At 66.4% G+C, this 15383-nt stretch carries 16 protein-coding genes; 10 read left to right on the plus strand and 6 right to left on the minus strand.

All coding sequences use genetic code 11. The features are described 5' to 3' along the window. The first annotated feature begins 130 nt into the window (after nt 1–130). From HTS88_RS11320 to HTS88_RS11355, 8 genes are all read left to right on the plus strand, one after another. Nucleotides 131–433 carry an urease subunit gamma gene (locus HTS88_RS11320; RefSeq protein ID WP_104185865.1) on the plus strand — a complete coding sequence of 101 codons (303 nt, stop codon included), beginning with the start codon at nt 131–133 and terminating at the stop codon, nt 431–433. An 11-nt stretch (nt 434–444) separates the two neighbouring features. Further along, a complete protein-coding gene (locus HTS88_RS11325) occupies nt 445–783 on the plus strand; it encodes an urease subunit beta (RefSeq protein WP_174178385.1) in 339 nt (112 codons plus the stop codon). Then, on the plus strand, nt 780–2573 hold the full coding sequence (ureC, locus tag HTS88_RS11330) for an urease subunit alpha (RefSeq protein ID WP_174178387.1): 1794 nt from the start codon (nt 780–782) through the stop codon (nt 2571–2573). The genes HTS88_RS11325 and ureC overlap by 4 nt, the downstream gene beginning before the upstream one ends. Nucleotides 2574–2599: 26 nt before the next feature. Further along, on the plus strand, nt 2600–3079 hold the full coding sequence (gene ureE, locus HTS88_RS11335) for an urease accessory protein UreE (protein ID WP_174178389.1): 480 nt from the start codon (nt 2600–2602) through the stop codon (nt 3077–3079). Further along, nucleotides 3060–3767 carry an urease accessory protein UreF gene (locus HTS88_RS11340; protein WP_174178391.1) on the plus strand — a complete coding sequence of 236 codons (708 nt, stop codon included), beginning with the start codon at nt 3060–3062 and terminating at the stop codon, nt 3765–3767. Before ureE ends, HTS88_RS11340 begins: the two co-directional genes overlap by 20 nt. 11 nt (nt 3768–3778) lie before the next feature. Continuing rightward, entirely contained in the window at nt 3779–4396 is a 618-nt protein-coding gene (gene ureG / locus HTS88_RS11345; RefSeq protein WP_174178393.1) for an urease accessory protein UreG, read from the plus strand. Nucleotides 4397–4497: 101 nt separating this feature from the next. Continuing rightward, the gene (locus tag HTS88_RS11350; protein WP_425515558.1) at nt 4498–5283 is read left to right on the plus strand and encodes an urease accessory protein UreD; all 786 of its coding nucleotides are present in this window, start codon (nt 4498–4500) and stop codon (nt 5281–5283) included. After that, nucleotides 5283–6338, plus strand: coding sequence for a HoxN/HupN/NixA family nickel/cobalt transporter (locus tag HTS88_RS11355; protein ID WP_174178395.1), 1056 nt, complete (start codon nt 5283–5285; stop codon nt 6336–6338). The genes HTS88_RS11350 and HTS88_RS11355 overlap by 1 nt, the downstream gene beginning before the upstream one ends. Nucleotides 6339–6399: 61 nt before the next feature. Here the strand turns inward: HTS88_RS11355 and HTS88_RS11360 are convergent, their stop codons facing one another. The 6 genes from HTS88_RS11360 to HTS88_RS11385 all read right to left on the minus strand — a co-directional run bounded on the left by HTS88_RS11360 (nt 6400) and on the right by HTS88_RS11385 (nt 13457). Then, nucleotides 6400–6852: a transferase gene (locus HTS88_RS11360; protein WP_174178397.1), complete on the minus strand. Its 453-nt coding sequence runs from the start codon at nt 6850–6852 to the stop codon at nt 6400–6402. A gap of 96 nt (nt 6853–6948) precedes the next feature. Further along, on the minus strand, nt 6949–9258 hold the full coding sequence (treS, locus tag HTS88_RS11365; protein WP_174178400.1) for a maltose alpha-D-glucosyltransferase: 2310 nt from the start codon (nt 9256–9258) through the stop codon (nt 6949–6951). A 125-nt stretch (nt 9259–9383) separates the two neighbouring features. Beyond that, complete coding sequence (locus HTS88_RS11370) at nt 9384–10043, minus strand: GntR family transcriptional regulator (RefSeq protein ID WP_174178402.1); 660 nt, start codon at nt 10041–10043, stop codon at nt 9384–9386. Between the two features lie 131 nt (nt 10044–10174). Then, nucleotides 10175–11221 carry a transketolase family protein gene (locus HTS88_RS11375; protein ID WP_217432513.1) on the minus strand — a complete coding sequence of 349 codons (1047 nt, stop codon included), beginning with the start codon at nt 11219–11221 and terminating at the stop codon, nt 10175–10177. Continuing rightward, on the minus strand, nt 11218–12120 hold the full coding sequence (locus tag HTS88_RS11380) for a transketolase (RefSeq protein WP_174178404.1): 903 nt from the start codon (nt 12118–12120) through the stop codon (nt 11218–11220). Before HTS88_RS11380 ends, HTS88_RS11375 begins: the two co-directional genes overlap by 4 nt. Then, the gene (locus HTS88_RS11385; RefSeq protein ID WP_174178405.1) at nt 12117–13457 is read right to left on the minus strand and encodes an MFS transporter; all 1341 of its coding nucleotides are present in this window, start codon (nt 13455–13457) and stop codon (nt 12117–12119) included. The genes HTS88_RS11380 and HTS88_RS11385 overlap by 4 nt, the downstream gene beginning before the upstream one ends. 200 nt (nt 13458–13657) lie before the next feature. Here HTS88_RS11385 and HTS88_RS11390 point away from each other — a divergent pair, with 200 nt between their 5' ends. After that, complete coding sequence (locus HTS88_RS11390) at nt 13658–14482, plus strand: sugar phosphate isomerase/epimerase family protein (RefSeq protein WP_174178408.1); 825 nt, start codon at nt 13658–13660, stop codon at nt 14480–14482. Between the two features lie 90 nt (nt 14483–14572). After that, nucleotides 14573–15346 (plus strand): SDR family NAD(P)-dependent oxidoreductase, encoded by a 774-nt coding sequence (locus HTS88_RS11395; protein WP_174178409.1) that lies wholly within the window; start codon nt 14573–14575, stop codon nt 15344–15346. Nucleotides 15347–15383: the final 37 nt, after the last annotated feature.

Below are 15383 nucleotides of genomic sequence, written 5' to 3' on the forward strand. Positions count from 1 at the left end.
GCGTTGAACCGCCCGGACCGGCGCCCGGTGATTGGAGAGCCGGCCATAACAAACCTGAAACGTGGCGGAAATGTCCGCAACCTACTGTGGATCCCACGCCGCCGCAAGCGGCCAGCTGAAGGGACCCAACATGCATCTGATGCCGCGTGAGCAGGAAAAACTCTTGATCGTGGTGGCCGCCGACCTCGCGCGGCGCCGCCAGGCCCGCGGCCTCAAGCTCAACTACCCCGAGGCTGTGGCCATCATCAGCTACGAACTGATCGAGGGTGCCCGCGACGGCCGCAGCGTTGCCGACCTCATGAGCTACGGCACCACCCTGCTGACGCGCGGGGACGTCATGGAAGGGGTGCCCGAGATGATCCACGACGTGCAGATCGAGGCGACCTTCCCCGACGGCACCAAGCTCGTCACCGTCCACGATCCCATCCGCTGAGAGGGCAGGCCATGATTCCAGGAGAGTACGTCCTCCGGTCCGAGCCGGTGACGGCCAACGCCGGGCGGAGGGCGATCGAGGTCGCCGTGACCAACACCGGCGACCGGCCCGTCCAGGTGGGTTCCCACTTCCACTTCGCGGAAGCCAACGCCGCACTGGCCTTCGACCGGGATGCCGCCTACGGCCGGCGCCTGGACATTCCTGCCGGAACGGCAGCACGGTTTGAGCCGGGGGACGCCCGGAGCGTGCGGCTGATCGAACTGGGCGGGCGCCGCGAGGTGTTTGGGCTCAGCAACGCTGTCAACGGAAAGCTCGACGGCGGCACCCGCCCGGAAGGGGACGTCCAGTGAGTTTCGAGATCCCCCGCCGGCAATACGCGGACCTGTACGGCCCGACCACGGGTGACAAAATCCGCCTGGCGGACACCGACCTGTTCCTGGAGATCGAGACGGACCTCACCGTCTACGGCGAGGAAGTTGTCTTCGGCGGCGGCAAAGTGATCCGCGACGGCATGGGCCAGAACGGCCAGGTGACCCGGGACGGCGACGGTTCCGGCGATCTTGGTTCCGGCGATCTTGGTTCCGGCGGCGGTGTGCCGGACACCGTCATTACCAACGCCGTGATCCTGGACTGCACGGGCATCTACAAAGCAGACATCGCCATCAGGGACGGACACATCTCCAGGATCGGCAAGGCCGGCAACCCGCAGATCACCGACGGTGTGGACATCGTGATCGGAGCGAGCACCGAAATCATTGCCGGCGAGCGCAAGATCCTCACGGCCGGGGGAGTGGACACCCATATCCATTTCATCTCCCCGGACCAGATCCCCACGGCGCTGACCAGCGGCATCACCACCATGATCGGTGGCGGCACTGGCCCGGCGGAAGGCACCAAAGCCACCACCGTGACGCCCGGAAAATGGCACATCCAGCGCATGCTGCAGGCCGCCGAGGGGTTCCCCATGAACATCGGGCTCTTCGGCAAGGGCCACGCCTCCGCCGTCGAACCCCTCGCCGAGCAGATCCGTGCCGGGGCCATCGGGCTGAAGGTGCATGAGGACTGGGGCTCCACCACCTCCTCCATCGACACCTCCCTCACCGTGGCCGACGAATACGACGTGCAGGTGGCCATCCACACGGACACCCTCAACGAGTGCGGTTTCGTGGAGGACACCATCCGCGCCATCAACGGCCGCGTCATCCACACGTTCCACACCGAGGGCGCCGGCGGCGGGCACGCGCCGGACATCATCAAAATCGCCGGCATGCCCAACGTCCTGCCGGCGTCCACCAACCCCACGCTTCCCTACACGCGCAACACCATTGAGGAGCACCTGGACATGCTCATGGTGTGCCACCACCTCAATCCGGACATCCCCGAGGACGTTGCGTTCGCCGATTCCCGGATCCGCGCCGAGACCATCGCCGCCGAGGACGTCCTGCAGGACCTGGGGATTTTCTCCATCACCTCCTCCGACTCCCAGGCGATGGGCCGGGTGGGCGAGGTGATCACCCGCACGTGGCAGGTGGCGGACAAGATGAAGAAGCAGCGCGGGGTGCTGGCAGATCCCGCGGATACGGCAGATGACGACGGCGGGGCGCACGGCAGTGCGGGCAGCGACAACTTCCGCCTCAAGCGCTACGTGGCCAAATACACCATTAATCCGGCCATCGCGCAGGGCATCGCGGACTCCGTAGGTTCCGTGGAGGTGGGCAAGTTCGCCGACCTGGTCCTGTGGGATCCTGCCTTCTTCGGCGTGAAACCGGAACTGGTGCTCAAAGGCGGGCAGATCGCGTACGCGCTGATGGGGGACGCCAACGCCTCCATCCCCACTCCGCAGCCGCGCACCATGCGGCCCATGTTCGCCGCGTTCGGGAAGGCCGTGCAGCAGTCCTCCATCACCTTCCTGTCGAAGGCCGCGATCGACGCCGGGGTCCCCGCCGAGCTGGGGCTGGAAAAGGTGATCCGGCCCGTTTCCGGCATCCGTTCCCTCACCAAGGCGGACCTGAAGTACAACGACGCCACCCCGGACATCCAGGTGGACCCCGAAACGTACCAGGTGACCGTGGACGGCGAAGACGTCACGTGCGAACCATCCGACGTGCTGCCCATGGCCCAGCGCTACTTCCTCTTCTGAATTCTTCCAAGCCCCCGGAGAACCCCGTGATCATCGAAAAAGTCCTCGGCAACCTGCACGAACTCCCCGACCCGGACACCTATGCCACCCTGCACCAGGAGAAAGTGGTGCTTCCGAGCGCCCAGCTGGTCAAGCGGATCCAACGCGCCACCACGGACCACGGCAAGGAAATCGGCATCCGGCTCCCTTCTGGCTCCGGCGACCTGCGCGACGGCGACATCCTGCACGTCGAGGACGCCAACATGATCGTGGTGTCCGTGCTGCCCACCGACGTCCTGGTGATCGCACCGCGGACCATCCACGAGATGGGCGTCGTGGCACACTCCCTCGGCAACCGGCACCTCCAGGCCCAGTTCTTCGACGGTGCTTCGGAGTACGGGGCCGAGGTCATGGTGTGCGCCTACGACCACACCGTCGAGGACTACCTCCGAAGCGTCGGTGCGCCGTATACCCGCCAGGAACGCGTCATGCCTGTTCCTTTCCGCCATGCTGAACATTCGCACTAGTACCAGCGCCACTGCCAGTGTCGGCAGCTACCAGCTGGCGCTGCAGCAGCTTGTCGACTCCGCGCTTCCTACGGGGGCGTTTGTGCACTCTCTTGGTTTTGAGACTTATGTCGACGCCGGTGTGGTCCGTGATGAGGCTTCTTTTGGAGTGTGGTTGTCCGCGTTCATCTCCCAGTCGCTTTCCTATTCGGACGGGCTGGCCATCCGGTTCCTGTATGAGGGGTGGGATGCTGGGGAACTGGATGAGCTGTTGTCGGCTTCGCTGCTGCCTCGGCAGGTCCGGGAGGCCAGCGTCAAGATGGGCCTGCGGCTGCTCGAGATCGGGGCGGAGGTCTTCCCGTCGCCGGACCTGGATCTGTACCGGGACCTGGTGGCCACCGGCCGGGCCGCGGGGCACCAGCCGCTGGCGTTCGCCGTCGTCGCGCGCTCCCTGGGGGTGCCGCTGCCGGAAGCCCTCACCGCCTACCTTTTCGCCGCCGTCACCTCGTTGACGCAGAACGCCGTCCGGGCCATCCCGCTGGGCCAGAACGCCGGCCAGCGGCTGCTTCGCCAGGCGGCCGACGGCGTTGCTGCCGCCGTCGAACGGATACCGCACCTGACGCCGGACGACTTCGGGGCCGTCACCCCCGGGCTGGAAATTTCACAAATGCGGCACGAACGCCAACGTGCCCGGATGTTCATGAGCTAGCAGGAGGAACCATGGCTGAACCCATCAAAATCGGCATCGGCGGACCCGTCGGGGCGGGCAAGACGCAGCTCGTGGAGCGCCTCACCCGGCACATGAGCGGGGAAGTCTCCATGGCCGCCATCACCAACGACATCTACACCATCGAGGACGCCAAGATCCTGGCCGCCAACGGCATCCTCCCCGTGGACCGGATCATTGGCGTCGAAACCGGCGGCTGCCCGCACACCGCCATCCGCGAAGACACCTCCATGAACACCGCCGCCATCGAGGAACTCAAGACCCGGCACCCCGACCTGCAGGTCATCTTCGTCGAATCCGGCGGCGACAACCTCTCGGCCACTTTCAGCCCGGAACTCGTCGACTTCTCCATTTACATCATCGACGTGGCCCAGGGCGAGAAGATTCCCCGCAAAGCCGGCCAGGGCATGATCAAGTCCGACCTCTTCATCATCAATAAAACCGACCTCGCCCCCCACGTTGGGGCGGACCTCGCCGTCATGGAACGGGATTCCAAAGAGTTCCGCGGGGCCAAGCCGTTCTGCTTCACCAACCTCAAAACCGACGAAGGGCTCGACGCCGTCATCGAATGGGTGAGGCGCGACGTCCTGATGCTTGACCTGGCGCAATGAGCACGACGGCGGCCCCTGCACCTGAGGCGGTCATCCCATCTGGGCCTGCGTCACCGATGGGCCGTCTCGAGCTTCGAGTCGCTGTGCGTGGTCAGCGATCCGTGGCAGCGCATCAGTACCACCAGGGAGCGCTGCGAGTACTGCGGCCGCATTACCTGGATGACTCCGGGCAGGTTTGTTATGTGGTGGTAAATCCCGGCGGGGCGTACCTGGGGGCGGATCTGTTCGTGCTGGACATCGAAGTGCAGGACGGGGCTGACCTGCTCCTTACCACCCAGTCCGCCACGAAGGTCTACCGGACGCCCGGGTCCTACGCCGAGCAGCGGATGGCTGTCCGGCTGGGGGAGGGGGCACGGCTGGAGCTCATGCCGGACCAGCTCATCGCCTACCGGGAGGCCAGCTACCGGCAGCACACGCACATCACGGTTCGGCCGTCGTCGTCCCTGGTCATGGCTGAGGTGGTGACGCCGGGATGGTCGCCGGACGGCGCCGCCTTCCGTTACGAGGAGGTCCGGCTGCGCACCAGCATCCGGGTGGAAGGCCCGGACGGAATCCGGCTCCTGGCCCTGGACAACCTCCTGGTCCGCCCGCCGGCCGGGGATGTCACGGGCCTGGGGTTCATGGAGGGCTTCAGCCATGTGGGCTCGCTGCTGGTGGTTGATCCCCGGGTGGACCAGGCGCTCGCCGATGACCTGCACGCCCTGGCCCAGGACCACGATCCCCGCACCGGCATTTCCCTCACCCGCACGGCCTCGGGAACCACCGGGCTGGTACTGCGCGCCCTGTCCAACAGCACGGGGGAACTGAACAACCTGCTTGCTGCCTGCACGTCCCTCCTCCGGAAACGGCGGCACGGGCAGGAACCGCTGAACCTGAGGAAGCACTGATGACCGCCATCACGAACATCACCACGCTGTACCGGGACAGGGAGGCCCTGCCGCTGCGGACCCGCCTGCTGTTCACTTTCGGTGCGGTGGCCGCACTGCACGCGGCCGCCGTCATGCTCCTGCTGGCCGGCAACGCCGCCGGATCCGGTGCGAAGCCGCTCATCTGGGGGCTCGTCCTCACGGCCTACCTGGCGGGCGTCAAGCACAGCTTCGACTGGGACCACCTCGCCGCGATCGACAACTCCACACGCAAGTTCGTGGCACAGCGCCAGGACCCGGTGAGCGTGGGCTTCGCCTTCAGCCTCGGGCACAGTTCGGTGGTGACGCTGGCGGGGATCCTGGTGGTTGCCGGCGCCGGCATGGCAGGCCAGTTCATGCAGGACGGAACCACGGGCAACCTGGTGCTCGGGCTGATCGGCAGCGGCGTCTCCGGGCTGTTCCTGCTGGCCATGGGCCTGTTCAACGGTTCGGCCTTCGCGCGTTCGGCGCGGGCCTACCGCCGGGCCCGGACCGGGGCGACGGTTGACCCAGGCGACCTTGAGCCCCGGGGACTGGTGGCCCTGCTGCTGGCCCGGCCGCTGTCCAGGGTGCGGCGGCCGCGGAATATCTACGTGATCGGGTTCCTGTTCGGGCTGGGGTTCGATACTGCCACCACCATCGGGCTGCTGATGATGACGACGGCGGCCTCGCTGGCGGGGGTGCCGCCGTTCGCGCTCCTGGCGCTGCCGCTGGCGTTCACGGCCGCGATGACCCTTTGCGATTCGCTGAACGGGGTGGCCATGATGCGGATGTACCGTTCTGCCCTGGACGACCCCCAGCGGCGGCTGGGCTTCAACGCCGTGGTCACCGGCATCTCAGCGGTGTCCGCCCTGTTTATCGCGGTGATCACGCTGGGCGGTTTCGCCAACGCCGCCTTCGCACTGGAAGATCCCCTGACGGTGTGGCTGGAATCCCTCGACCTGGGCGACGCAGGCCTGCTGCTGGTGGCGCTGCTGCTGGCCGTGTGGGGAGCGGCGGCAGTTAAGGGACGCTTGGCGGGCAGCCCCAGGCACTGAGCGGCCGCTGCCCATAACAGGGCGGAGCGGCTCAGGGTGGGGCGGCTCAGTGCTGGGCGGCTCAGGCGGCCACCCTGCCGCTGCCCTGCCGGTGCTGCCTGCCTTTCCCCTGGGCCCGGCGCGCCACCCGCGAACCTGCGGGGACCTGCCCGCCGTCCGGAACCGCGGAGTCTGCGTGGACCTGGACCCCGTGCTCGATCAGGACCCCGGAGCCGATCCGCGAGTGGCTGCCGATGTTCACCCGGTTCCCGATCACCGTTCCGCGGCCGATGCGTACGCCGTCGCCAATAACGGCGCGCTCGCCGATTACGGCGTCGCGGTCAATCCAGCTGCCGTGGCCGATCCGGCACCCGGGACCCACCTTGGCACCCTGCTCCACATACGTCATGCGGCCGACGCGGGTATTTTCGGGGACCGAGGCTCCGGGGGCAACGAGTCCGCCGCCGTTGGCATGCCGGACGTACCGGGTGACCTTTCCGGCGTCGTCTTCCACTGAAACAAACTTCGCGTTCATTCAATCCCTCGTTAACGGCGCGGCACTCCAGCCGCACATTCAGTTAACGGTTCACAACTCAAAGGGATTCCCGAACGGCGCCGGGCGCCCCCTTCGCTACGGCGAGGCCTCCCCGTGCCCTGCGCTTTCCTCTTCGCCAGGGCCGGGGTCCTCCTCTGTCAGCAGCAGGGCAGTCCCCTGGTAGGCAGGCAGTTCGAGGAAGAAGCTGTGCAGGTCATCAACCTGGCCAACCGCTGCCCCGCTGAACAGGTCGTGCACGGCGGACCCGGGGACCAGGTGGCTGGACTGGATGCTGCCGGCAATGTCCTGGTCGGAGAAATTCAGCACCGTCACCTCCAGCGCTCCGCTGCCCAGCTGGATGACCATCACCAGCAGGCCGCGGTGTGAAACGCCGGGCACATCCAGCAGCGACCCCGTGGCGATGCCGTGTTCTTCGCGGACAGCCAGGATCTGCTGGAGCCGCCTGGCGTAGGAGCCGGGATCCTGCAGCTGGTCGGGGAGCGGGCCGTAGAGGCTGCGGGCCCGCGGCATGCCGGAGGAGGAGTGTTCCGCATCCGGGCTGGTGCCCATGATGTCGTGCGCCCCGCGGTTGATCCAGCGGGTGTCACCCTGGGCCGTGAGTTCCTCCACGCTCTTGCGGTCCAGCGCGGTGATGCCGGCAAGGTCCCAGCCGGACAGGGCAAAGACGCCGGGCTGCAGGGCGTTGTACATGGACAGGAGGATGTGCACATCCAGGATCTGCGCCTCCTGCTCCGGGGTGATGGCGTCAGGATCCTGGACCCCCAGGGCGGCCATGATGAAGCTGACCGTTGTGCAGGCGATCCCGTTGGTGGTGAACACCGCGTTGTAGGGGGCGTTCTCCCCGGTCAGGCGCTCCCGCATGGTCTGCTGGACCTGCTCCGCGAGCTGCGCCCCCGTGAGCTCCTGGCCTGCGAGCTCGAACATCTCGTCCCGGTGTCCGGCAGCGAAGTGCATCAGCTCGTAGGTCAGTTCGTCATGGTTTTGCAGCGCGTGGACCAGCGACGCCTGGTCTACACCGATCTCCATGGACAGGCGGAGCGTCAGGCGCAGCAGCTCGGTATCGGCGGTGACCAGCGCGTAGTGGTACGCCGGCCGCGTGATGAAGTCGTAGGAAAGGTCCGGGCCTGCTTCCGAGGTGGCCTTGATGTCGTCGATGGTCAGGTTCAGTTCCTGGAAGGAGAACCCGCCCACCTTGCGGATCATGGACCCGATGAGCTGGTTGGCGGCCTCGGACAGCGGGTGCCCCTCGGACCAGCCCGGCTGCTCTTCGGCGCTTTTCTCCACGCCCAGGAACCCGTTCGCATCGAGCCTGAGCGCACCGGTGCCAAGGTCAACCAGGGAATGCAGCGCGTCACCGACCACCAGGCGCATCCCGGCGAACGTTGGGTCCAGCCAGTTGATGGAGGGCTGGCCAGCCTTGAAGTAGTGGAGGTAGACCCAGCGGCGGGTCTTCCCTGTGGTGTCAACGATCGCCCGGGTGGCGCTCCAGTTCGTTTCCTTGACGCCGGGCTCGTAGAAGATGACCCGCTGCAGCCGGCCGATGATGTAGCCTGCCTTCTGCAGCGCCTGTTCCGAGTCGGGACTCAGGTTCACCGAGTCCTGCCCCTCCGGCACGTCCGGCAGCAGGTGCCAGTCCTCCTCCGGGATGTCCACCATGTGGTAAATCCCCGGGTAGTCCCGGAAGTTCATTTCGGCGAGGCGGAAGTCGGCGCCCTTGCCGGTGTGCCCGGGAACAATGTCATCGATGATCGTGCCGCCGTGGTCCGTGGCCACCTGGCACATGGAGCGGAACTCGTCCTCCGTGCCAAACACCGGGTCGATCGCCATGCTGATCCGGTCGAAGTGCCCGTCAACGCTGGGCGTCTGGGACCAGCCGCTGATGCCGCCCGCCAGCTTGACCGGGCCCGTGTGGATGGCCCGGATCCCGATTTCGCTGAAGGCTTCCCACATGGCCGGATCGCCCAGGGCGGAGAGGAAGGACTGGCTGGACCTGGTGATGAAGGACAGGGGGTACGCGGTGAACCACACCGGTGCGCGCTCCACGGCGGCCCGGGGGTTGGGATGCGCGTAGGAGTTCTGCCACATGCTGGCCTGCCCGGACAGCTGCCGGGCCAGTGCGTTCGCATCTCCCAGCATCGCCTGGTTCCGCAGCCATTCGACGTAGGCCGCGTTCCGCCCATCGAATTCGAAGGACGGCCTGGTGGCGTAGTACTGGCGGCGGCGCGCGGTCGGCCTCAGCGCTTTGGGCCGGGCAGGATAGAGATGTTCGTCGAAATTGACGTCCGGTTCCACCAAGGGCTCAGCTGCCGCCGAACCTGCTTCCTGGTCATCACCTGCAACGGTCTCCGGTTCAAAGACACCGTCGCTGGCCATAGGTTCCCGCATGAGTCCTCTTTCTACAAGTTGTTTCCGCGGTCCCAAGGCGTGCTGCCTGGCCGCCCTGTCCATAATCCCTGTACCCGGGGGTGCCGGGACTATTCGGGGCGAACTACGAAACTACCAAGAAACGGCTAGGCCACGAGGTTTGCGGCCGCCGTGTCCATGTGGGCCCTGATGGTTTTCCGCGCCAGCGAGGCATCGCCGGTCTCAATGGCGGCCACGATGTCGTGGTGCCGGTCCACGCTCATGTTCTTGACGCCTTTTTCGAGTCCGGCAAACATGATGGACATCCTGATGGACCCTTCCAGGGATTCCCAGGTGTGCAGGAGGGTTTCGTTGCCCGTGAGCCGGCAAAGGGTGCGGTGGAACTCCAGGTCCGATTCGACCCGCTGCTGCAGGCTCTCCTTTTCCGCGGCCTTCATCGTGTCAATGGCTGCGCGGAGGGAGGTGATGGCGTGCTGGCGGTCCGGCAGTTCGCAGAGCGTCCGGGCGGCCAGGGACTCAAGGGCGGCGCGGACGGCGTAGATATCGCGGATTTCCTTCTCGTCCAGGTGGCGGACGGAGAGCCTGCCGCGGGGACCGGCGGACAGCAGGCCCTCCTGTTCCAGTTGGCGGAGCGCCTCACGGAGTGTTCCCCGGCTGATCCGGAGCATCTCCGAAAGTTCGGTTTCCACCAGGTGGCGGCCGGGTTCCAGCTCTCCGCTGGTGATCGCTGTGCGCAGTGCCGAGAGGGCCTGCTCGCGCAGGCTCTTCTTTTCCAGTCCCAGCAGCGGTGCTGTCGCTCCGGCCATGGCGTCCGTCCTCAATGTTGGAAGTCGACTGTCTACAGTCGGTAATAGTTTCGATAGTACGGCAGAAAGCACGGCACCGGCCGGGACCGGTGCCGTGCTTTCCGTGGTTCCTGCTCCGTGGTTCGCACCAGCTAGCCGAGTTCGGCCAGGACCTTTGCCACGATGCGGTCCACGGCCAGGCCGTAGCGGTCATGCAGCGTCGGCAGGGCGCCGGCGTCGAGGAACTGGTCCGGGAGGGCCACGGGTACCACGCGCTTGCCCACGCCGGCCGTGACGACGGCGGAGGCGACCGTTTCGAACAGGCCGCCCACCACGGAGTGGTTTTCCAGGGTGACGGCAAGCCGGTCGGTGTTGATCTCGGCAAGGACGGTGGCGGCGTCGAACGGCTTGATGGTGGGGGTGTGGACGACGGCGACGTCCACGTTGTGTGCCGCGAGCGCCTTTGCTGCCTGCAGCGCGCGCATGGTCATCAGCCCGGAGGAGATGAAGACGACGTCGTTGCCGCCGCGCAGCACCTTGGCCTTGCCGAGTTCGAAGGTGTAGCCGTATTCGTCCAGGACGGTGGGGACGTTGCCCCGGAGCAGGCGCAGGTAGGTGGGCCCGTCGCTGGCGGCGAGCTGCGGAACGGCCTGTTCAATGTCGATCGAGTCGCACGGGTCCACGATGGTGAGGTTGGGCATGCCGCGGAAGATCGCCATGTCCTCGGTGGCCTGGTGGCTGGGGCCGTATCCGGTGGTCAGGCCGGGGAGGCCACCCACGATGTTGACGTTCAGGTTCGGCTCGGCAGCGTCGAGGCAGAGGAAGTCGTAGGCGCGGCGGGCGGCGAACACGGAGTAGGTGGACGCGAACGGTACCAGGCCGGTTTCGGCCAGCCCGGCCGCGGCGCCGAACAGCAGCTGCTCGGCCATGCCCATCTGGAAGAAGCGCTCCGGGAAGGCCTTGGCGAAGATGTGCATGTCCGTGTACTTGCCCAGGTCCGCAGTCAGGCCGACGATCCTGTCGTTCTCCTGCGCAGCCTTCACCAGTGCGTGCCCGAACGGGGCAGACGCGGTCTTCTGTCCGGGGTCGGCGAAGGAGGCGATCATCGCCGAGGTCTTCAGTTTCGGCTTGGCCGGTGTTGCAGCGGCTGCTGCGGTGACTGTAGGTGCCGCAGCGGCGGCCGAGGTGGTGGTGCTCATGCTGAAGCCTTTCCTTCGTATCCGGCGGTGAGCTGCTCGCGGCAGACCTGCCATTCGTGTTCGTCGATGCGCATGAAGTGCGCCTTTTCGCGCTCCTCCAGCAGCGGCACTCCGCGGCCCACCTTGGTATCGCACAGGATTACCGAAGGACGTCCGACGGCGGCCGCCTGGGCGGCTGCGTTGTCGAACGCTGCCAGCAGCGCGCCGACGTCGTTTCCGTCCACCCGCTGCGTGTACCAGCCGAAGGATTCCCATTTCTCGGTCACCGGCTCGGTGCGGAGCACCGTGTCCGTCTTGCCGTCGGCCTGCAGGGCGTTGATGTCCACCATCGCGGTGAGGTTGCCCAGCTGGTGGTGGTGCGCACCCATGGCGGCCTCCCAGGTGGAGCCCTCGTCCAGTTCGCCGTCGGACAGGAAGTTGAAGACGCGGGCGCTGGAGCCCTGGTGGCGCAGGCCCAGGGCCATGCCCACGGCAATGGTGAGCCCGTGCCCCAGCGACCCTCCGGAGATTTCCATGCCCGGCGTGTAGGTGGACATGCCGGACATCGGCAGCCGGGAATCGTCCGATCCGTAGGTTTCCAGCTCCTGCACGGGGAGGATGCCGGCCTCGGCGAGGGCCGCGTAGTGGCCGATCGCGTAGTGGCCGGTGGAGAGCAGGAACCTGTCCCGTGCTTCCCAGTGCGGGTCCTCCGCCCGGAAGCGGAGCTGGTCGCCGTAGACCGTGGCGAGCATGTCCGCAGCCCCGAGGGCCTGGCCAACATAGCCCTGCCCCTGGACCTCGCCCATGTTCAGGGCATGGTGCCGGATGCGGTAGGCCGCAGCGCTGACGTGCGCCAACCGGTCCTGGACGATTCCTGCGGGCATTGCTGACTCCGTGTTCGATTCGTGGGTGATGGTCATGAGACGGTCACTGACTGCGGGGTGCTTTTGGCGGCTTCATCTGCCAGCTGGCGCTCGCGCTTGCCCCACGTTTCCCGGGTGACGAGGGCGGCCCAGAGACCGATGGCTGCGTAGAAGCTGAAGAGGAGCGCGGGGCCCATCCAGCCAAGGGCTACGAACAGCAGGGTGGTGACGAAGGGGGTGAAGCCGGAGACCATGGCGGAGATCTGGTACGCCAGGGAGGCGCCGGAGGAGCGGGTCTTGGCCTGGAACAGTTCCGGGAACCACGGGCCCTGGGCGCCGGCCAGCGAGTTCTGGCAGACCGCGTAGGAGATCACGATGGTGGCGATGACGAAGATGAACATTCCCGTGTTGACCAGCAGGAACATGGGGATGCCAAACAGGGCGGCGAAGGCGCAGGACCAGATGTACAGGGGACGGCGGCCAATACGGTCCGTGAGCCGGGCCCATGCCATCGTGGCGAAAATGCCGACCGCCGAGGCGATGCAGAGGGCCACCAGGGTTTCGGTCTTGTCCGCCAGCTGCTGGGTGTGCAGGTAGGAAATCATGTACGTGACGGAGACGGCGTAGCCGGCGGTCTCGGCGATGCGCAGGCCGATACCCCGGACAATGCTGCGCCAGTCGGTCCTGATGACCTCGACGATGGGGGACTTGACGATCGAGCCGCTCTCCTTGACCTCGTCGAAGACGGGGGACTCCGGAACCTTGGAACGGATGATCAGGCCGACGGCGACGAGCACGATGCTCGCGAGGAACGGGACGCGCCAGGCCAGTTCGCCGCCGAGGTTCACGCTGACCAGGAAGACGAGGTTGGCCAGCAGGAGGCCCACAGGGAAGCCTGCCTGCACGATGCCGGTGTACCTGCCCTTGGACTTCCACGGCGCATGCTCGTAGCTCATGAGGATGGCGCCGCCCCACTCTGCGCCGAAGGCCAGGCCCTGGACGATGCGGACAAACACCAGCAGGGCCGGCGCCAGGAGGCCCACCTGCTCGTAGGTGGGAAGCAGGCCGATGAGGAACGTGGCCACGCCCATGAGGATCAGGGAAGCAACCAGGACGGGCTTGCGGCCCACCTTGTCACCCAGGTGGCCGCCGATGATGCCGCCGATGGGGCGGGCTGCGAAGCCGACGCCCAGGGTGGCGAACGCCGCAAGCGTTCCGGTCACGGGGTCGCCCGTGGGGAAGAAGGCGGTACCGAAGTACAGGGCCGCAGCGGTGCCGAACCCGATGAAGTCGTAGGTCTCAATCACGGCGCCGACTCCGGAGCCGACGGCTACCCGCTTTGCATCCTTGGTGCCATGCACATGGCCGCGCATTTTTAGAGCTTCGTTGCTCATGGTGTTTCCCTTTCGAAAAGCGGCTCAACTGGATCTGCCGCTGTCGACTGTTAACAAATGATACGCCAAGTGTGACCCGGATCATGATCACTGTCAACAGTCGACTTTTAAAGTTGACTGTTGACAGTCGACGCATCTACTGTGGTCCTCATCACTACCGCCGGCCGCTCCACCAGCCGGCAAGAACCGAAGGATCAACGATGTTCCATTCCAGGCTCGGGTGCTCATCCATCAGCTTCCGCCACCAGGAGCTTGATGCTGCACTGCGCACCATCACGGACCTGGGTTTCGAGGAAATAGACCTCGGCGCCCTGCCCGGTGTCTGCAACCACGTCCCTTATGAACTGGACGCGGCAGCCGTCGCGGCCGTATCAGCCGAAGTTGCCGGGTCCGGGCTGCGGGTCCGCTCCGTCAACGGGGACATCGGCGACCTCAACGCAGTGCTCGACGCCGGACAGCAGGCTGACCGTGCGCGGCACCTGGATGCCCTTCTCACCCTCACGGCCAACACCGGCGCGAAGGCGCTGGTCCTTCCATGCGGCGCCCTGGGCCACGACCCCGTCCGGAGCGTGGACGAAGACCTGGACACGATCGCCGCCCGGCTCATCCACGCCGGGCAGCGCGCCGCGGAGTTCGGCGTCGAACTCTGGACCGAATCCCTGCACTTCCTGCGGTTCTGCTGCAACCTGGAGCGCGCGGAACTGCTGGCACAGCGGCTGGCAGGTTCCGGCGTCGGAATTGTCATGGACTTCAGCCACATCGTGGCTGCCGGCGAGGACGTCCACGCCTACCTCCGACGGCACCAGGGCCGGATCCGCCACGTCCACCTGCGGGACGCCGTGCCGGGGAACATCAACCTCAGCATCGGCAACGGCCAGGCGGACTTCGCCGGTGGCCTGAAGCAGCTCGCCGCGGACGGCTACACCGGGCACTTCTCGCTCGAACTCGAAACCCGGGACGTCACCCACGATGAACGCCCCGCAGCGGCAGCCAAGGCCGCCAGCTTCATCACCGACCTCATCTGACCATCGATTGCTGAGTACTTGCCGTTTTGAACGTCCAGAACGACAACTACGGAGCAATCGATCCATCCAAAGAAACCCAAGGAGCACATCATGACCACCATCCAGCGCACCGCCGTCCTCACCGGGGCAACCTCGGACCGGGGCATCGGCATCACCACAGCCCGCCGCTACGCCAGCCAGGGCTGGGCGGTGGTGATCCTGGACCTCGACGGCGAGAAGTCCGCCAAGGTCGCGGCGGAAATCGGCAACGACTTCAACGTCCCCGCCTTCGGCCACGAGGTCGACGTCGCCAATGAAGCATCCGTCACGGCAGCCCAGGCTGCTGTCGCCGCCGAGGTCGCCTCGGGCAACCTGCCGCCGGTGGGAGCACTGGCCAACATCGCCGGCATCACCTCGCCGGTTCCCTTCCTGGAAACCACCCTGGAGCTCTGGCACAAGGTCATGGACGTCAACGCCACCGGCACCTACCTGGTGACCAAGGCATTCCTGCCGGCCATGATCGATAACGGCTGGGGCCGGATCGTGAACATGTCATCGGTCTCCGCCCAGCGCGGCGGCGGCGTGTTCGGCAAGGTCCCCTACTCCGCCGCCAAAGCCGCCATCCTGGGCTTCACCAAGGCGCTGGCCCGCGAGCTCGGCACCACCGGCGTGACCGTCAACGCCATCACCCCCGGGGCAGTGGACACCAACATCCGCGTGGGCAGCACCGAGGAGCAGGAGGCCGCCATCAACGCCGGCATTCCGCTGGGCAGGAACGCTACCACCGAGGAAGTAGCCGCGGTGATCACGTTCCTTTCCTCCGAGGATTCGGCCTACCTCACCGGCACCACCATCGACATCAACGGCGGCAGCCACATCCACTGACAGTCCGGTCCGGCCCGCTAAGGACCACACGGCAGAG

Origin of the sequence: Pseudarthrobacter oxydans (genome assembly GCF_013314975.1) — a bacterium.
In the GTDB taxonomy this organism is placed as follows: domain Bacteria; phylum Actinomycetota; class Actinomycetes; order Actinomycetales; family Micrococcaceae; genus Arthrobacter; species Arthrobacter oxydans.